This window comes from Rhodococcus sp. GQ147 (assembly GCF_059759155.1).
The window spans coordinates 306,646-320,937 of sequence record NZ_JCAXDU010000002.1; the positions used below are offsets into that span (position 1 = coordinate 306,646).

Sequence of the window (14,292 nt, forward strand, 5' to 3'; positions counted from 1 at the left end):
GAACTAGCGGGCGACGGACAGGGCGATGCCGTCGAGGATGTCGTGCTCGCTCACGACCAGCTCGGTGATGCCGGCTCGGCGGCCGAGTTCCTCGGCGAGGACCGTGGTGATGATCGAGCCGCCGCCGATGACGTCGACGCGGCCGGGATGCATCGGGCCGAGCGCCGCGCGCTTCTCGCGGGTCGCGGCGACGAGACCGTCGCACACCTCGCGCAGGCGGTCGAACGGCACCGACGACAAGTGGATCTTCTCGGAGTCGTACTCGTCGAGTTCGAGGGCGAGCGCGGCGAGGGTGGTCATGGTGCCCGCGACACCCACCCAGGTGTGGGCCTGCTCGACCGGCACCCGCTCGAGCGCTTCGCGGATCTTGTCCGCCGCGACCTCCCGTGCCGCAGCGACCTGCGCGGCGGTCGGCGGGTCGTCGTGCAGGCACCGTTCGGTCAGCCGGACGCAGCCGATGTCGGTGGAGTAGGCGGCGTGCACACCGTCGGCGTCGCCGAGCACGACCTCGGTGGATCCGCCACCGAGATCGACGACGACGAAAGGCCCACGCGCGGAGTCGAGTTCGCCGACCGCACCAGCGAAGGACAGACGCGCCTCCTCGTCGCCGGTGATGACCTCTGCCTCGGCTCCGGGGATCACGGCACCGAGCACCTCGCGGGTCATCGCGAAGAAGTCCTCACGGTTGCTCGCGTCGCGCGTGGCCGAGGTGGCAACCATGCGAACGGCGGTGGCGCCGGTCTCGCGGATCAGGTCGGCGTACTCCACCAGCGCGACCCGCGTGCGTTCGATCGCCTCGGGGGCGAGACGACCGGTGGCGTCGACGCCCTGCCCGAGCCGCACGACCTTCATGAGGCGGGTGACGTCGGTGAGGGTACCGTCCTTCGCGATGTCGGCGATCAGAAGGCGGATGGAGTTGGTGCCGCAGTCGATTCCCGCGACCCTCACTGTTTTTCTCCACGAAGCTCGGCGTAGGTGGGCCAGTCGGCGGGGATCGCCGTGCCACGCAGACCGGCGTCGGCGGCGAGGGCTACGGATTCGTCGCCGAGCGGGTTGACGCCCGGTCCCTTCGCGAGCGAATGGGCGATCAGCACGTGCAGACACTTGACGCGTTCGGGCATGCCGCCGCCGGTGAAGTCGGTGCCGAGCGACTCGATCGCGTCGCGTTCGGCCAGGTACGACTCGTGGGCGCGCAGGTAGCCCGCAGCAAGTTCCTCGTCGGTGCCGAGGCGCTCGGTCATCTCCTTCATGACCCCGGCGGATTCCTGCCGGCTCGCTTCGGCTGTGAGGCGCGGGTCGGTGAGGTAGTACAGCGTCGGGAAGGGCGTGCCGTCGGGCAGCTTGGGCGCGGTCTTCACCACTCCGGGCGCACCGTCGGGGCAACGGTAGGCGATGGCCAGGACGCCGCGGGGTTCGCGCCCGAGCTGGGCGGCGACGGCGTCGAGGTCTTCTTGCGTGACGTGATCGGTCACCCGGGGACATCTCCTGGTTCTGGGGGTGCCACAGGCATCTGCTGGGGCACGGGTTCGGGCTCGGGTTCGGGTGCCGGTTCGGACACCGACAACCACAGGTCGCTGTACCAGGCGCCGGTCGTCGGCCGCTCGGGTTCGCGTTCCTCACGTTCGGGCGGGGCGTCGCCCGGCAGTTGCACCTGGTAGGGAATGTCGCCGGGGACGACGAACCGCAGTCGCTCGCGGGCCTGGGCGCGGACCCAGGCCGGGTCCTCCATGCGGGCCTTCTGTTCCTCGAGGGCCGCGATCTCCTGTTCGAGCTGCACGCGTTCGGCGGCGAGCTGCTCGGCTTCGGAACGCTGGCTCACGTAGGTGCGCAGCGGCACCGCGAGGGTGAGCGCGAGACCACACACGACGAGGGCGAGCACCACGGCGCGGCCGGTGGACAGGCCCAGGACGGTGCGTTCGGTGCGGGGGCGGCGGGAGTCGCGGGGCGCGCCGACCCGGGTGGGGCGGGCTCGCCCCGAACCACCGGGGCGGCCGCGACCGGGCGACGAATGAACGGGGTCCTCGCGGCCGGCCGGCCGCGCACCCGCGTTCTCGGCCGAGTGTTCGGCCGGGGCGGTAGATCCCGTGGGCCGGACCCGGCTCGGACGCCGGACGCCGGACGCACCCTCGGTGCGGGTGCGCCTCGCTCCGGGACGGGATCTACCGCGCTGACTCATGCCGGCGATCAGCCCTCGACGGAGAACCGCGGGAAGGCGAGCTCGCCGGCGTAGCGAGCGACGTCGCCGAGGGACTCCTCGATGCGCAGCAGCTGGTTGTACTTGGCGACACGCTCGGAGCGGGCGGGCGCGCCGGTCTTGATCTGTCCGCTGCCGACGGCGACGGCGAGATCGGCGATGGTGGTGTCCTCGGTCTCGCCGGAGCGGTGGCTCATCATCGTCTTGTAGCCGTTGCGGTGCGCGAGGTCGACGGCGTCGAGGGTCTCGGTGAGGGTGCCGATCTGGTTGACCTTCACGAGCAGCGCGTTCGCGGCGCCCTTGACGATGCCGTCCTCGAGGCGCTCGGGGTTGGTGACGAACAGGTCGTCGCCGACGAGCTGGATCCTGTCGCCGATCTCCTCGGTGAGCGCGACCCAGCCCTCCCAGTCGTCCTCGCTGAGCGGATCTTCGATGGAGACCAGCGGGTACTGGCCGAGCAGCTCGGCGTAGAAGGCGCCCATCTCGGCGGCCGTCCGGTTCTGGCCCTCGAACTTGTAGCCGGTGCCCTCGGTGTAGAACTCGGTGGCCGCGACGTCCAGTGCGAGCGCGACATCGCTGCCCAGCTTCAGACCGGTCTTACCGATGGCCTCGCTGATCAGGTCGAGCGCGGCCTTGGTGCCCGCGACGTCGGGGGCGAAGCCGCCCTCGTCGCCGAGGCCGGTGGCCAAGCCCTTGCTCTTGAGCACGGACTTGAGAGAGTGGTAGACCTCGGCACCCCAGCGGAGGGATTCCTTGAAGGTCGGGGCGCCGATCGGGGCGACCATGAACTCCTGGACGTCGACGCCCGTGTCGGCGTGGGCGCCACCGTTGAGGATGTTCATCATCGGAACGGGAAGGATGTGGGCGTTCGGGCCTCCGACGTAACGGAACAGCTCGAGTCCGGACGACTCCGCACCGGCCTTCGCCACGGCGAGCGACGCGCCGAGCAGGGCGTTCGCGCCGAGACGGCCCTTGTCGGGAGTGCCGTCGGCGTCGAGGAGTGCCTGGTCGACGGTGCGCTGCTCGGTGGCGTCGAGGCCGATGATGGCCGGGCCGATCTCGGCGAGAACCGCCTCGACGGCCTTCTCGACACCCTTGCCGAGGTAACGCTCGCCGCCGTCACGCAGCTCGACGGCCTCGTGCTCGCCGGTGGAGGCGCCCGACGGCACTGCAGCGCGGGCGAAACTTCCGTCCTCGAGCAGCACCTCGACCTCGACCGTGGGGTTGCCACGGGAGTCGAGGATTTCGCGGGCTCCTACCTGCTCAATGATGGCCACTGGCTGATTCTCCTTCGATGGACTGTCACGCTGCGGTGTCTGCACGCTGGGGACAGCCTAACGGTCGCGACCTGCGTGTGAGGCACAGGCGCGCTCGAGGCCCGGCGCGGTGCCGTCTACGGCCGCACTCCCACGCCGTAGGCGGCGGCGCGGTCGCGGACGAGCATCAGGTATTCGGTGGAGCGGTTGTAGGCCATCAGGGCGTTCGTCCACCCCTCCGCGGTGGTCAGGTCGCCTCCGCGGTCGCACAGATAGCGGCCCGCGGTCAGGGCCGCGTCGTCGATGTTGTCGGGGTCGGCGATGCCGTCGCCGTTCGCGTCGACACCCCATCGTTCCCAGGTCTCGGGGATGAACTGCATCGGCCCGACCGCCCGGTCGAGCACCGGGTCGCCGTCGAGGCGGCCACCGTCGGTGTCGCGGATCTCGGCGTTGCCCCGGGTGCCGTCGAGCGGGACACCCCGGATGGGCGGTGAGACGCTGCCGTCGGATCCGAGGGAGGCGCCGCCGAACCGTCCGTGGCTGCTCTCCACGTTGCCGATGCCGGCGAGGGTCGTCCACGACAGGCCGCATCCGGGGGTGCCGACGGCCAGGACGGCCGCCGCGTGCCCGTACGCCTCGAGTGCGGTGGTGGGGATGCCCAGTTCGCGGGACTGTGATTCGGCCCAGTCGGCGAGCTGCGCCGCTGTGCGGCCGGGACCGTTCACGTCGATGGGAGGAACGGGCAGGCCGGGAGCCGGTGGAACGCCGTCGGGGATCTCGACGGACGGCCGCCGGGGTGAGTGCAGAGCGGACTCGACCGCCACGAAGACGACGGCGACGAGCGCACTGAGCAGGACCACCGGCCACAGCCAGCGTCGGGGTTCTCGATCGGACGGCACCCCTCCATATTCCATACGGGACGAAAACCCCAAGTAGACGCACCGGCGCCGACGATCCCGCCTGATCGTCGGCGCCGGCCTCGGAGGGTGGAATCCGCGAGGGGTCGGACTCCACCGTTGCCTCTGACTCTGTCTTTACTGTCTCGACAGCGGTCTCCCTCAATATGCGCCGTCCCCGCTGAGAACGGCCCGGATCGTGCGGCGCAGGATCGACAGGTCGAGCATGAAGGTCCAGTTCTCGACGTACCGCAGATCGGCCCGTACCGACTCGTCCCAGGACAGATTGCTGCGTCCGCTGACCTGCCACAGTCCCGTCACACCCGGTTTGACGAACAACCGCCGCGCCGCGCCGTCCTGTCCGTACCGGGCGACCTCGCATTCGAGCGGTGGGCGCGGGCCGACGAGCGACATGTCGCCCTTGACCACGTTGAACAGTTGCGGCAGTTCGTCGAGCGAGTACCGCCGGATGAAGCGGCCGACCCTGGTGACCCGCGGGTCCTCGCGGACCTTGAACAGCACTCCGGCACCGATGTCGTGATCGGCGATGTCGTCCTTGTGCTCGTCGGCGCCGACGACCATGCTGCGAAACTTGTACATCGTGAACGGGGTTCCGCCGCGTCCCACCCGTTGCTGACGGAAGAGGATCGGTCCTCTGCTGCCGACCTTGATCGCGACCGCGACGGCGAGCAGTGCCGGCGCGATCACCATCAGGATCAGCACCGCGAGGACCCGATCGAAGACGTTCTTCACGATCCAGGCCGGGCCGCTGTAGCTGGGGGCGCTCATCTGCAACAGGGGCAGCCCCTCGAGCGGGGAGATGTGCAGGCGCGGGCCGACGACGTCCATGAGCACGGGGGCGATGAGGAGCTCGGCACCGATCTTCTCGAGGTCCCAGCTGAGTCTGCGTGTCCGCGCGTGCGGCCACCGACCGGAGGGCAGGAGTGCGACGGCCTCGAAGTTGTGCTGCTCGGCGACGGCCAGGACGATCTCGTCGGTGCCGAGGACGGGGATGTCGTCGATGGCCACCGGCAGGGAGTCGGCGCCGCGGTCGACGGCGAGGCAGATGCCGTCGACCCGCCATCCGGCGCGTCGGAGGCAGTCGGCCCGGGAGACCAGCTCGTGCACCTCCTCCACGTCTCCGGCCACGAGCACCGAGTGCAGATATCGACCCTCGGTGCGGGCCTTCGAGAGGTGACGGCGGAGCAGCGTCCGCCCCAGCAGGGTGAGCACGAGAGCGATCAGCAGCGAGCCGAACGTCCAGGACTGACCGGCCGAGGTGCCCCATCCGTATCCGGCGACGGCCAGGGCGGCGACGGCGAAGACGTATCCGCGGACGACCCTCCGGTACTCCTCTGTGCCGGTTCCGAGAATTCTTTCGTCCCAGGCCTTCTGGATTCCGAGGGAGACGATCGCCGCAGTCATCGAGGCGCCGATGAGAACGGGGGTGCGCCACGAGTCGATCTGGTCGAAGGAGTGGTATCCGACCGTGACGACCACGTGGGCGATCACGAGCACGAACAGGTCGAAGCCGGTCACCACCGATCTGTAGCGGCGCTCGGTTCTCGGCCGGCGTACCGGTGGAGGAACGGACGCGACCTGCGAGCCCACGGGGAGCACGATGGTCGATCCGATCTTCCGTGCCCCGTTCGGTCCTGACCCGGCCTTCGTCGTCGGTGCGTCACGGTCGGAATCCGTGTCGAGAACCGTCGCGAAGTCGTTCTCACGCTTGTACATTCAAGGTCACCCCAGTCCGGAGTCACGGTTACCCCGACTCCCAAACCGTACCTTGAGATTGTTTTTCACGCAATAACAGACTTCTAGCATCTTCAGTGGGTCAGTCAGCTCTTCACGGTCTTCGTCGCCGCCCACGTGTCCATGTTCCACGGCAACCGCACACTCCCGGCCTGAAGCATCCACCGGAGCCGGTCCGGCGTGGTCGGCCTGCTCAACAGAAATCCTTGCGCCCGTGTGCAACCCAGATCCAGCAACTGCTTCACCGTACCGACGGTCTCGACACCCTCGGCGACCACCTGCAGACCGAACGACGAGGCCAGCCCCACGATGGAATCGACGATGACCCGGTCTTCCTCGCTGTGCTCGAGATTCTGCACGAAACCCTTGTCGATCTTGAGTGTGTCGACGGGAAGGGCCTTGAGATGCCCGAGCGAGCTGTACCCGGTCCCGAAATCGTCGATCGCGACCCAGACCCCCAGGCGCTCGAGCCGGCGGAGGGTGTCCTTCGTGCGCTGAAGGTCTCCGACGACCACGTTCTCGGTGATCTCGAGGCACAGCTCCGACCCCACGAGGCCGTGGCGGTGGAGGACCGATCTCACTGTGGCGTCGAAATCCATCGACACCAGCTGGACGGGAGAGACGTTGACACTCATCGTGATCCGCAGGTCGGGGATCTTCCGTTTCCACTCCGCGAGCTGCGCACAGGCCCGTGTGACGACCCACTCCCCCAGTTCCCCGGCGAGATTGGTGGCCTCGGCGACTTCGACGAATTCTCCCGGCTGGAGCACCCCCAGCGGCGACCGGTTCCATCGGACGAGCGCTTCGACGCCGAGGATCGTCCCGGTCCGCAGGTCGATCTCGGGCTGGTACTCCAGTGTCAGATGTTCGTCGTCGATCGACGTCCGGAGGTTCATCTCGATGATGGTGCGGCGCTTGCCCTTCTCGTTCATGTCCTCGGTGAACACACCCACACCGTTGCCGCCCTGCCGCTTGGCCACCATCATCGCCTGATCGGCGCGACTGAGCAGGGTCGCCGAACTCAGCTCCCCCGGCGTCCCGAGCGCGACACCCACGCTGACGCCGCGCCCGACGGTCCGGTTGCCGAGCGCGACGGACGCTCCCACCGCGTCCTGGTACACCTCGGCCCGTTCCATCGCCTCCTCCATCGACGACGGGCCGGCCAGCACCACGACGAATTCGTCGCCGCCGAGCCGGGCGACGAGGTCGTCGGGTCGGCTGCCCTTCGCAAGACGGTCCGCGATCCTGCAGAGATACGAGTCGGCCGCGTCGTGACCGAGGAAGTCGTTCAACGCCTTGAGGCGGTCGAGGTCGAGGAACAGCAACCCGACGGGCCCCTCGGCGCCCGGTTCGAGCCGTTTGTCGAGATATTCGAACAGAGCGCGCCGGCTCGCGAGTCCGGTGAGGGCGTCCTCGTAGGCGGCGCGCCGCAGGTCCTCTTCCGCGCGGACACGTGCCTGCACCTGCGCGAGCAGGACCGCGATCAATGTCAACGCGTTGACCTCGTCCTCGCTCCACGGCCGGCCACCCTCGTTCACGAACCCCAGTACGCCGGTCGTGATCTGCCCGGACACGAGCGGCACGGCCACCATGGATACCTCCGACCATCCCGACGCGGCGAACACCCGCTCGGTGTAGTCGGGCGACTCCACGACCGGATACGACGCCCCACCGGCACCCGCCAGGAGTGGCTCCTTCAGATGCTCGACAGCGGCGAAGACGGGATCCGCATCGCGGAAGTAGACGACACCGATCGGATCGGGGTCGGGCACGTTCTCCCGGGGAGGCCACTCGGCGACCAGGATCGTCGCCCCGATCTCGTGGTCGTTGTACCTCAGGAAGCAGGTGTCGACCCCGAGATCCTCGACGAGATCCCGGAGCACGAGACGCACCACCTCGAGGTGCGACGCAGCGTCCGCGGGCATCAGCCGAGCGGCGATCCTGGTGACCAGGCTTTCCAGCGTTCTTCTCGTACCGGGCATGAGGCCTCCGTCGTCAGCCTCGAGCAGGGATGAGTCCGTCGACGTCGCCGGCGTGGCGCACGCGGTCGTTACGGCGCCGGCTGCGCATCGTCGCCGCCGAGGCACGGCCGAAGCGCAGCAGCAGGGCGAGGCCTCCGCCCGCGGGAACCTCCAGGACGGCAGCCAGCTCCTGCCGGAGCACGTCGAGATCGTCGACATGCTCCGGGCTCAGGTGCTCGAGATCGCTCCGCGTATCGGCGTACAGGAAGACCGGCGACACGGGCTGGACGGCCAGACCGATCTCCTGCGCCGCGATCCAGACGCTCTCGACCACCGCACCGCCCCGGATGTAGTCCGCGGGCGACGGGCCCTCGGTGAACACCGCGACGAGCCCGGCACTGCCGAGCACGCGGTCGCGGGTCATCCTGCCGAGTCCCCTTCCGAGTCCCCATTCCTCGAGCAGGTCGAGGGCGTCGTCGCGCAGGACGACGTCGAGCATTGCCGCCTCCGCGGTGTCGAGCCCGAGCGAGTCCACTTCGATCCCGCTGTCGGGATCGGGGTCGTCCGGCCACCTCAGCTCGGCGACCATCTCGCTGCGGAGCCGGCCGTCGAGATACCGCACGCGGTCCGATTCCGTGAGGATCTCTGCAAGGCGGGCGATGTCGTCGCTCTCGGTGACGACCTCGATACGTCCGCCGAGGAGCCGGGCGGCCGCGTGCATCGCCTCGAGTTCGTCGTCCGTGACGGTGTGGGGGTCACCGGGTGAGCGGTTGGTCGCGCGCGCAAGCATGCCCGAGTGGTACGCCGCGAGATCCGGATCGGTGTCGCTCCCCAGCTCCAGGTGGGCCAGCGGGACACCCGGCTCCGGTTCGCCGGGAGGGTCGAGCACCGTGGCGGGCCCCAGGATCTTGTGGTTTGCCGCGGCCACCCGCGCGTTGTGCAGGGCCGCGCCGAGCGCGACGAGACTCCCGCGCCGGTGCAGGTCCATCAGGACGGGTTCCGGTTCGGGTGCCAGCGCGAACGTCAAACAGTCCGGTTCGACGACGATCGACCACGGTTGGGCGTTACCGCCGGAGGGTGCCCGGATCGCGGCGTCGATCACGGCCTCCAGTGGATCCTGCGGCGTCTCCCCGTCCGGAGAGGCGCCCGCAGACACCCCAGGGGCCGCAGAAGGCATGTCGGGTGCCGCGGAGTGCACAGAAGGCACGTCGGGTGCCTCGGAGTGCACAGAAGGCACGTCGAGCGCGTCGAGGTGCCGGTCGAGATCGATCCGGACCCGTCCCGACGCGATCGGGTGACCGAGGACGATCCCGCGCACCGCCGCGGACACGGTCACGCCGCCGAGGCCGACGTCGGCTCCGAGTTGCGGCCAGGTCTCCAGGGATTCACCGACCTCGAGCATGGAGGCCGCCATGCGCGCGGAGATCTCCTCCGGGTCGAGCAGACACAGCACGTACGGGACCTTGTCGCGGGTGGAGAGGGTCTGCAGCGTTTCGGGGTCGATATCGCCGAGCAGACCGTGGAAGGGCAGCAGGTCGCCGTCGAGATCGAACCGTTCGACATCGAGCAGTCCTCGATCGCTGGTGTGCATCACGACGGGGAGCCGTCGCCGCGCCGCTTCCGTCCGGATCAGCAGCTTCACGTCGAGCGAATCGCATTCGTCGACCACCACGTCGAGGTCCCGGCAGAACGCCCCCACCGTGTCGGGGGTGACGCCGTCGGTCCATACCTCGACGGGCAGGTAGGGGTCGAGTTCGGCGATCCGCCGTGCCGCGATCACGGCCTTGTTCACGCCGAGGTCCGTGACCGATACGGGCAATCGGTTCATGTTGGACAGTTCGAGCTCATCGAAATCGGCGAGACGTAGTGCGCCGCAGGCCCCCTCGAGGGCGAGGGTGTAGGCGACGGCGTAGCCGACGCTCAGTCCGACGACGCCCACCTTCGCGGACCGCAGGCGTGCCTGTTCTTCGGCGGTGATCTTGTTGCGATTGCGGTCGAGCCGGAGTCGGTCGAATCCGGCCGGGCCGAGGATCCGGACCGCGATGCGGCTCCAGGGATAGTAGGCCCATCGCGGGGCCTCGTCCGGGAGGTCGTCACCGAGAGCGGCGAGGCCTGCTCGTTGGTCGTCCAGTCGATCCCGTAGGTCCACGCCGTCGCGACGCAGCCGATCCAGGACGTCCATGTCCGCTTCGAGGTCCTCGGCGAGTAGCAACGCCGCGCACGGTATGTCCTCCGAGGGCATCACATCTCCCCACCCGATCCCTTCAGGTCGCCCCTTTCCAGCGAGCGTAGAGCAAGCAGGGAGGACATATACGTGAAACCGGGCGCCGCATCGGAGGCGAGGAGCTTCTCGAGTTCGCGGCTCCGCCGCTCCGACCTGCACCGCTCGACGTCCCACACGATCAGGTGCGTCCGGTAGCGGTCGTCCGGATAGGGGCAGGGCGGGATCTCGTCGACGATCTCCGCTCCCACCTCCTGCCAGCGGGCCACCGCTGTGCTCGCCGAGGTGGCCACGAGGTAGCGCGTGCCGAGCAGTTCCATCGAATAGGTCAGCGTGCGTGCCACGCCCGCGCTGAGTTCGTGCCGGCGCACCGCACCGGAGCCCACCCACGTGCTCTTCACCTCGATGAGGCCGTGGGGGACGTAGGCGTCGAGTATCCGCGCGATCCTCGCCCGGATGCCGGGATCGGTCCATTCCTGAAAGGCGTGCGACTCGCGTCCGCTGCCGTACGGCCCCTGGGCGCGGGAGCCTCCTTGGACGACACCGTCCGTCGTCACGGCGGCGAAGAACAACGATGTGGACGTCCCGTCACGGATCGATGCGTATTCGAGAGCGCCCTCGGCGCCGAAACGGCGGTAGGCGGCGCGGGCACCGTCGAGGAACTGCACCCACAGGTCCGGCTCGCCTTGCGGCGTGGCGGCGACGAAGTGATATTCCGAGTCCTCGTCCCAGAAGTCGAGCGTGCGGCGCATGAAGAGCGGCTGGGGATACACGGGCGGCCCTTTCCGCCCGCGATCCGCCGAACGCCCCCCGACGAGGTCGCGCTCGGCGAACCGGGGCATGCTCAGATCACGGAGATGTACAACTCGGGTTCGCCCCGTTCCGGGATGACCGCCACCTCCTGGGTGTAGGCGCGCGTGATCGCGCCTTCCTTCTCGGCCATCTCCACCTGCCGCCAGAGATCCTTGTAGAGATCGGGCGACGGGCCGTCGGGGACGAAACGCGCGGCGTACCGCTCGTCGACCCGGATCATCGAGTCGCCGACCTCCAGATCGTCCGGATTGCCGAGGCGGTATCCGAAGACCGCGGACCAGCCGACGCGGGGTTGGCAGTTGAACACCGCCACGAGATCGCGAATCTTCCGCAGCCGCAACCGTTCCAGGGTGAAATCGGTCAGATCGCCCGATTCTCCGAAAACTCCCGGTTCCGCTCCCGGGACCACGAGTCCGCCGACGAGGCAAGGTTCCACCTTCACGACCGTGAACGTCATCGTTCCTCCTCCTGCCTCGGGTCGACGATCGCGACGTAGAGTTCGATTCCGAAGGCGTGCGGGTAGGTCTCGAAATCGCCGGTGAAGGCGCGGGTGATCTCACCCTCCGCTTCGGCGTCCCAGATCTGGCGCCACAGGTCGTCGAAGACGTCCGTGAATCGACTTCCCACCGCGGAGAACTTCGCGTAGGTGCCGGCCGGAACACGGGATACGACATACCCCTCGGGGACGTCGTCGACCGACGAGCAGCAGAACCCCACGGTCTGCGTGTAGTACGAATCTATGTCTTCCGCGTGATCGGTGTAGGTGGCCGCGAACGGACCGTAGGTTTCCCCGTTCAGCAGGGCAGCCCATGCCTCTTCGAGGTGCGGATCTCGGAGTTGGCCGAGAGCTCGGCGGGGACTACGAACCGGAATACCGGCAACGAGGGTTTCGCGGCGATCCACGATTTGAAACGACATCGGGCAGTTCCTCCAAACACGTCCAGCTTCCCCCTGCATCGCGTGCACTGCCCGACACCGGCACAACGACTACGAATATGAGGCTAGGGGGTGAGACGGCAGGTTTCCAGCCAACACGAAAACCAAACTAAAGTCTTTTTTCAGCTTGTTTCCCTTCTTTGAGTATGGTTTATTGGGGGCATCGAGTTCGGGCGCCGGCCCGGACACGCTTCTTCCAGCGAGGGGGCACCCGCATGAAGTGCCGACTGTGCAATTCGGACCGCCTGACCAGCATCCTGGACCTCGGAGCCACTCCCCCGTGCGAACGATTCCTCACGGCCGAGCAGCTCGACCTCCCGGAATGCACCTACCCGCTCCACCTGCGCCTGTGCGAGGACTGCCTGCTGCTGCAGATACCCGCGCTGATCACTCCGGAGGACACCTTCACCGAGTACGCGTACTACTCCTCGTACTCGCAGTCGTGGGTCGACCACGCCCGGCGCTTCGTGCGCGACGCGCTCGGAAACGGGCGGTTGCGACCCGATTCGACCCTCGTCGAGGTGGCGAGCAACGACGGTTACCTGCTCCGTCACGCGGTGGATGCCGGCATCCGGTGCCTCGGCATCGAACCTTCGGTCAACGTCGGGGAGGCGGCCCGGGCCGCCGGTGTGCCGACCCACACCGGATTCCTCGATGTCGAACTCGCAGAAAGCATCCGGTCGGAACACGGACCCGCGGACCTCGTCGTCGCCAACAACGTCTACGCCCACGTACCCGATCTCGTCGGATTCACGCGGGCACTGCGTCTGCTCATGGCCGACGACGGCTGGCTGAGCATCGAGGTCCACCACGCCCTGAACCTGGTGGCGCTCGGCCAGTTCGACACGATCTACCACGAGCACTTCCAGTACTACACGGTGCTGTCGGCCGCCCGGGCCCTCGCGTCGGGAGGACTCCGGGTCGTCGACGTCGAACTGCTCGACACCCACGGTGGTTCGATCCGCGTATGGGCACGACCCGAGCAGGTCGCGCAGAACCGGACGCCGCGCGTCGCAGAGGTCATCGAGATCGAAAGGCGCGCAGGACTGCACGATCCCACCGGTTACTTCCGGCTCGAACCGCTCGCGCGTACCTCCCGCCTGGAGCTGTTGCGCTTCCTCCTGCAGTGCCGCGAGGACGGTCTGTCGGTGGTCGGCTACGGTGCACCCGGCAAGGGCAACACCCTGCTGAACTACTGCGGAATCCGACCGGACCTGTTGTCCTACACCGTCGACCGGAATCCGTACAAGCACGGACGCTTCACCCCGGGGACCCGGATCCCCATCGAGCCCGTCGAGCGGATCGCCCAGGACCGGCCGGACATCGTCCTCGCACTGCCCTGGAACCTCGAACCCGAGCTGACCCGCCAGCTCGCCTACATCGTGGACTGGGGCGGACATCTCGTCTTCCCCCTCCCCACCATCCACACGGCCATCGGTGAACCCGAACTGTCCTGGAGGACCACATCATGAAGGTTGTACTGTTCTGCGGCGGTTACGGCATGCGCATGCGCAACGATCGCAACGACCAGATCCCCAAGCCCATGCAGATGGTCGGTCCGCGCCCCATCCTGTGGCACATCATGCGCTACTACGCGCACTTCGGGCACAAGGAGTTCATCCTCTGCCTCGGCTACGGCGCATCCAAGATCAAGGAGTTCTTCCTCGACTACCACGAGGAACAGTCCAACGACTTCGTCCTGCACGGCAACCGGGTCGACTGCCTCAGCACCGACATCAGCGACTGGAAGATCACCTTCGTCGACACCGGACTCGAATCGGCGATCGGCGAACGCCTGCGCCGCGTCCGCCGATATCTCGACGGCGACGAGCACTTCCTCGCGAACTACGCGGACGTGCTGACCGATGCCCCGCTCGACGACATGATCGAGGCGTTCCACACGTCCGGGGCCACGGCCTCCATGCTCGTCGTGCCCCCGCAGTCGTCCTTCCACTGCGTCGACGTCGCGGAGAACGGCGAGATCAAGGAGATCACCCCGGTCAGCAACTTCCCCATCTGGGAGAACGGCGGATACTTCGTCCTGAACCAGGCGATCTTCGACCTGTTGCCACCCGGCGGCGACCTCGTCGCCGACGTGTGCGGACCGCTCGCAGGCCAGGGGAAACTGTTCGGCTATCGCCACTTCGGGTTCTGGAAACCGGCCGACACCTTCAAGGAACGCGCCGAACTCGACGACAACTTCGCACGCGGTATCCATCCGTGGACGGTGTGGGAGACACCGGCGGTGACCTCGTGAACC

At 68.0% G+C, this 14,292-nt stretch carries 13 protein-coding genes; 2 read left to right on the top strand and 11 right to left on the bottom strand.

The annotated features are described in order from the left end of the window. Positions 1–3 precede the first annotated feature (3 nt). The 11 genes from AC6CID_RS03805 to AC6CID_RS03855 all read right to left on the bottom strand — a co-directional run bounded on the left by AC6CID_RS03805 (position 4) and on the right by AC6CID_RS03855 (position 12,014). Positions 4–948: a Ppx/GppA phosphatase family protein gene (locus tag AC6CID_RS03805; RefSeq protein ID WP_064062138.1), complete on the bottom strand. Its 945-nt coding sequence runs from the start codon at positions 946–948 to the stop codon at positions 4–6. Beyond that, positions 945–1,472 (bottom strand): DUF501 domain-containing protein, encoded by a 528-nt coding sequence (locus AC6CID_RS03810; protein WP_064062139.1) that lies wholly within the window; start codon positions 1,470–1,472, stop codon positions 945–947. Before AC6CID_RS03810 ends, AC6CID_RS03805 begins: the two co-directional genes overlap by 4 nt. Beyond that, positions 1,469–2,176: an FtsB family cell division protein gene (locus tag AC6CID_RS03815; protein ID WP_231412246.1), complete on the bottom strand. Its 708-nt coding sequence runs from the start codon at positions 2,174–2,176 to the stop codon at positions 1,469–1,471. The genes AC6CID_RS03810 and AC6CID_RS03815 overlap by 4 nt, the downstream gene beginning before the upstream one ends. 8 nt (positions 2,177–2,184) lie before the next feature. Further along, a complete protein-coding gene (eno, locus tag AC6CID_RS03820; protein ID WP_094980862.1) occupies positions 2,185–3,471 on the bottom strand; it encodes a phosphopyruvate hydratase in 1,287 nt (428 codons plus the stop codon). A gap of 116 nt (positions 3,472–3,587) precedes the next feature. Next, positions 3,588–4,310 carry a lytic transglycosylase domain-containing protein gene (locus AC6CID_RS03825; RefSeq protein WP_258913905.1) on the bottom strand — a complete coding sequence of 241 codons (723 nt, stop codon included), beginning with the start codon at positions 4,308–4,310 and terminating at the stop codon, positions 3,588–3,590. A 198-nt stretch (positions 4,311–4,508) separates the two neighbouring features. Beyond that, a complete protein-coding gene (locus AC6CID_RS03830; protein WP_064060599.1) occupies positions 4,509–6,083 on the bottom strand; it encodes a sugar transferase in 1,575 nt (524 codons plus the stop codon). Between the two features lie 104 nt (positions 6,084–6,187). Further along, entirely contained in the window at positions 6,188–8,083 is a 1,896-nt protein-coding gene (locus AC6CID_RS03835) for a putative bifunctional diguanylate cyclase/phosphodiesterase (RefSeq protein WP_498353596.1), read from the bottom strand. Positions 8,084–8,096: 13 nt separating this feature from the next. After that, positions 8,097–10,304, bottom strand: a complete 2,208-nt coding sequence (locus AC6CID_RS03840) for an Rv1355c family protein (RefSeq protein ID WP_498353597.1) — start codon at positions 10,302–10,304, stop codon at positions 8,097–8,099. Then, complete coding sequence (locus AC6CID_RS03845) at positions 10,304–11,056, bottom strand: hypothetical protein (protein WP_498353598.1); 753 nt, start codon at positions 11,054–11,056, stop codon at positions 10,304–10,306. Before AC6CID_RS03845 ends, AC6CID_RS03840 begins: the two co-directional genes overlap by 1 nt. Positions 11,057–11,127: 71 nt before the next feature. Further along, a complete protein-coding gene (locus tag AC6CID_RS03850) occupies positions 11,128–11,553 on the bottom strand; it encodes a hypothetical protein (protein ID WP_064060597.1) in 426 nt (141 codons plus the stop codon). After that, positions 11,550–12,014, bottom strand: coding sequence for a GyrI-like domain-containing protein (locus AC6CID_RS03855; RefSeq protein WP_064060596.1), 465 nt, complete (start codon positions 12,012–12,014; stop codon positions 11,550–11,552). The genes AC6CID_RS03850 and AC6CID_RS03855 overlap by 4 nt, the downstream gene beginning before the upstream one ends. A gap of 233 nt (positions 12,015–12,247) precedes the next feature. Between AC6CID_RS03855 and AC6CID_RS03860 the strand changes: the two genes are divergently transcribed. Both AC6CID_RS03860 and AC6CID_RS03865 read left to right on the top strand, forming a co-directional pair. Continuing rightward, positions 12,248–13,504 (top strand): class I SAM-dependent methyltransferase, encoded by a 1,257-nt coding sequence (locus AC6CID_RS03860; RefSeq protein WP_064060595.1) that lies wholly within the window; start codon positions 12,248–12,250, stop codon positions 13,502–13,504. Further along, positions 13,501–14,289 (top strand): glycosyltransferase family protein, encoded by a 789-nt coding sequence (locus AC6CID_RS03865; protein ID WP_033098266.1) that lies wholly within the window; start codon positions 13,501–13,503, stop codon positions 14,287–14,289. Before AC6CID_RS03860 ends, AC6CID_RS03865 begins: the two co-directional genes overlap by 4 nt. Positions 14,290–14,292 lie beyond the last annotated feature (3 nt).

Coding starts and splice junctions, on each gene's coding strand:
- AC6CID_RS03815 (WP_231412246.1), bottom strand. CDS start 2,176: ATGAGTCAGCGCGGTAGATCCCGTCCCGGAGCGAGGCGCACCCGCACC.
- AC6CID_RS03830 (WP_064060599.1), bottom strand. CDS start 6,083: ATGTACAAGCGTGAGAACGACTTCGCGACGGTTCTCGACACGGATTCC.
- AC6CID_RS03835 (WP_498353596.1), bottom strand. CDS start 8,083: ATGCCCGGTACGAGAAGAACGCTGGAAAGCCTGGTCACCAGGATCGCC.
- AC6CID_RS03840 (WP_498353597.1), bottom strand. CDS start 10,304: ATGCCCTCGGAGGACATACCGTGCGCGGCGTTGCTACTCGCCGAGGAC.
- AC6CID_RS03850 (WP_064060597.1), bottom strand. CDS start 11,553: ATGACGTTCACGGTCGTGAAGGTGGAACCTTGCCTCGTCGGCGGACTC.
- AC6CID_RS03855 (WP_064060596.1), bottom strand. CDS start 12,014: ATGTCGTTTCAAATCGTGGATCGCCGCGAAACCCTCGTTGCCGGTATT.
- AC6CID_RS03860 (WP_064060595.1), top strand. CDS start 12,248: ATGAAGTGCCGACTGTGCAATTCGGACCGCCTGACCAGCATCCTGGAC.
- AC6CID_RS03865 (WP_033098266.1), top strand. CDS start 13,501: ATGAAGGTTGTACTGTTCTGCGGCGGTTACGGCATGCGCATGCGCAAC.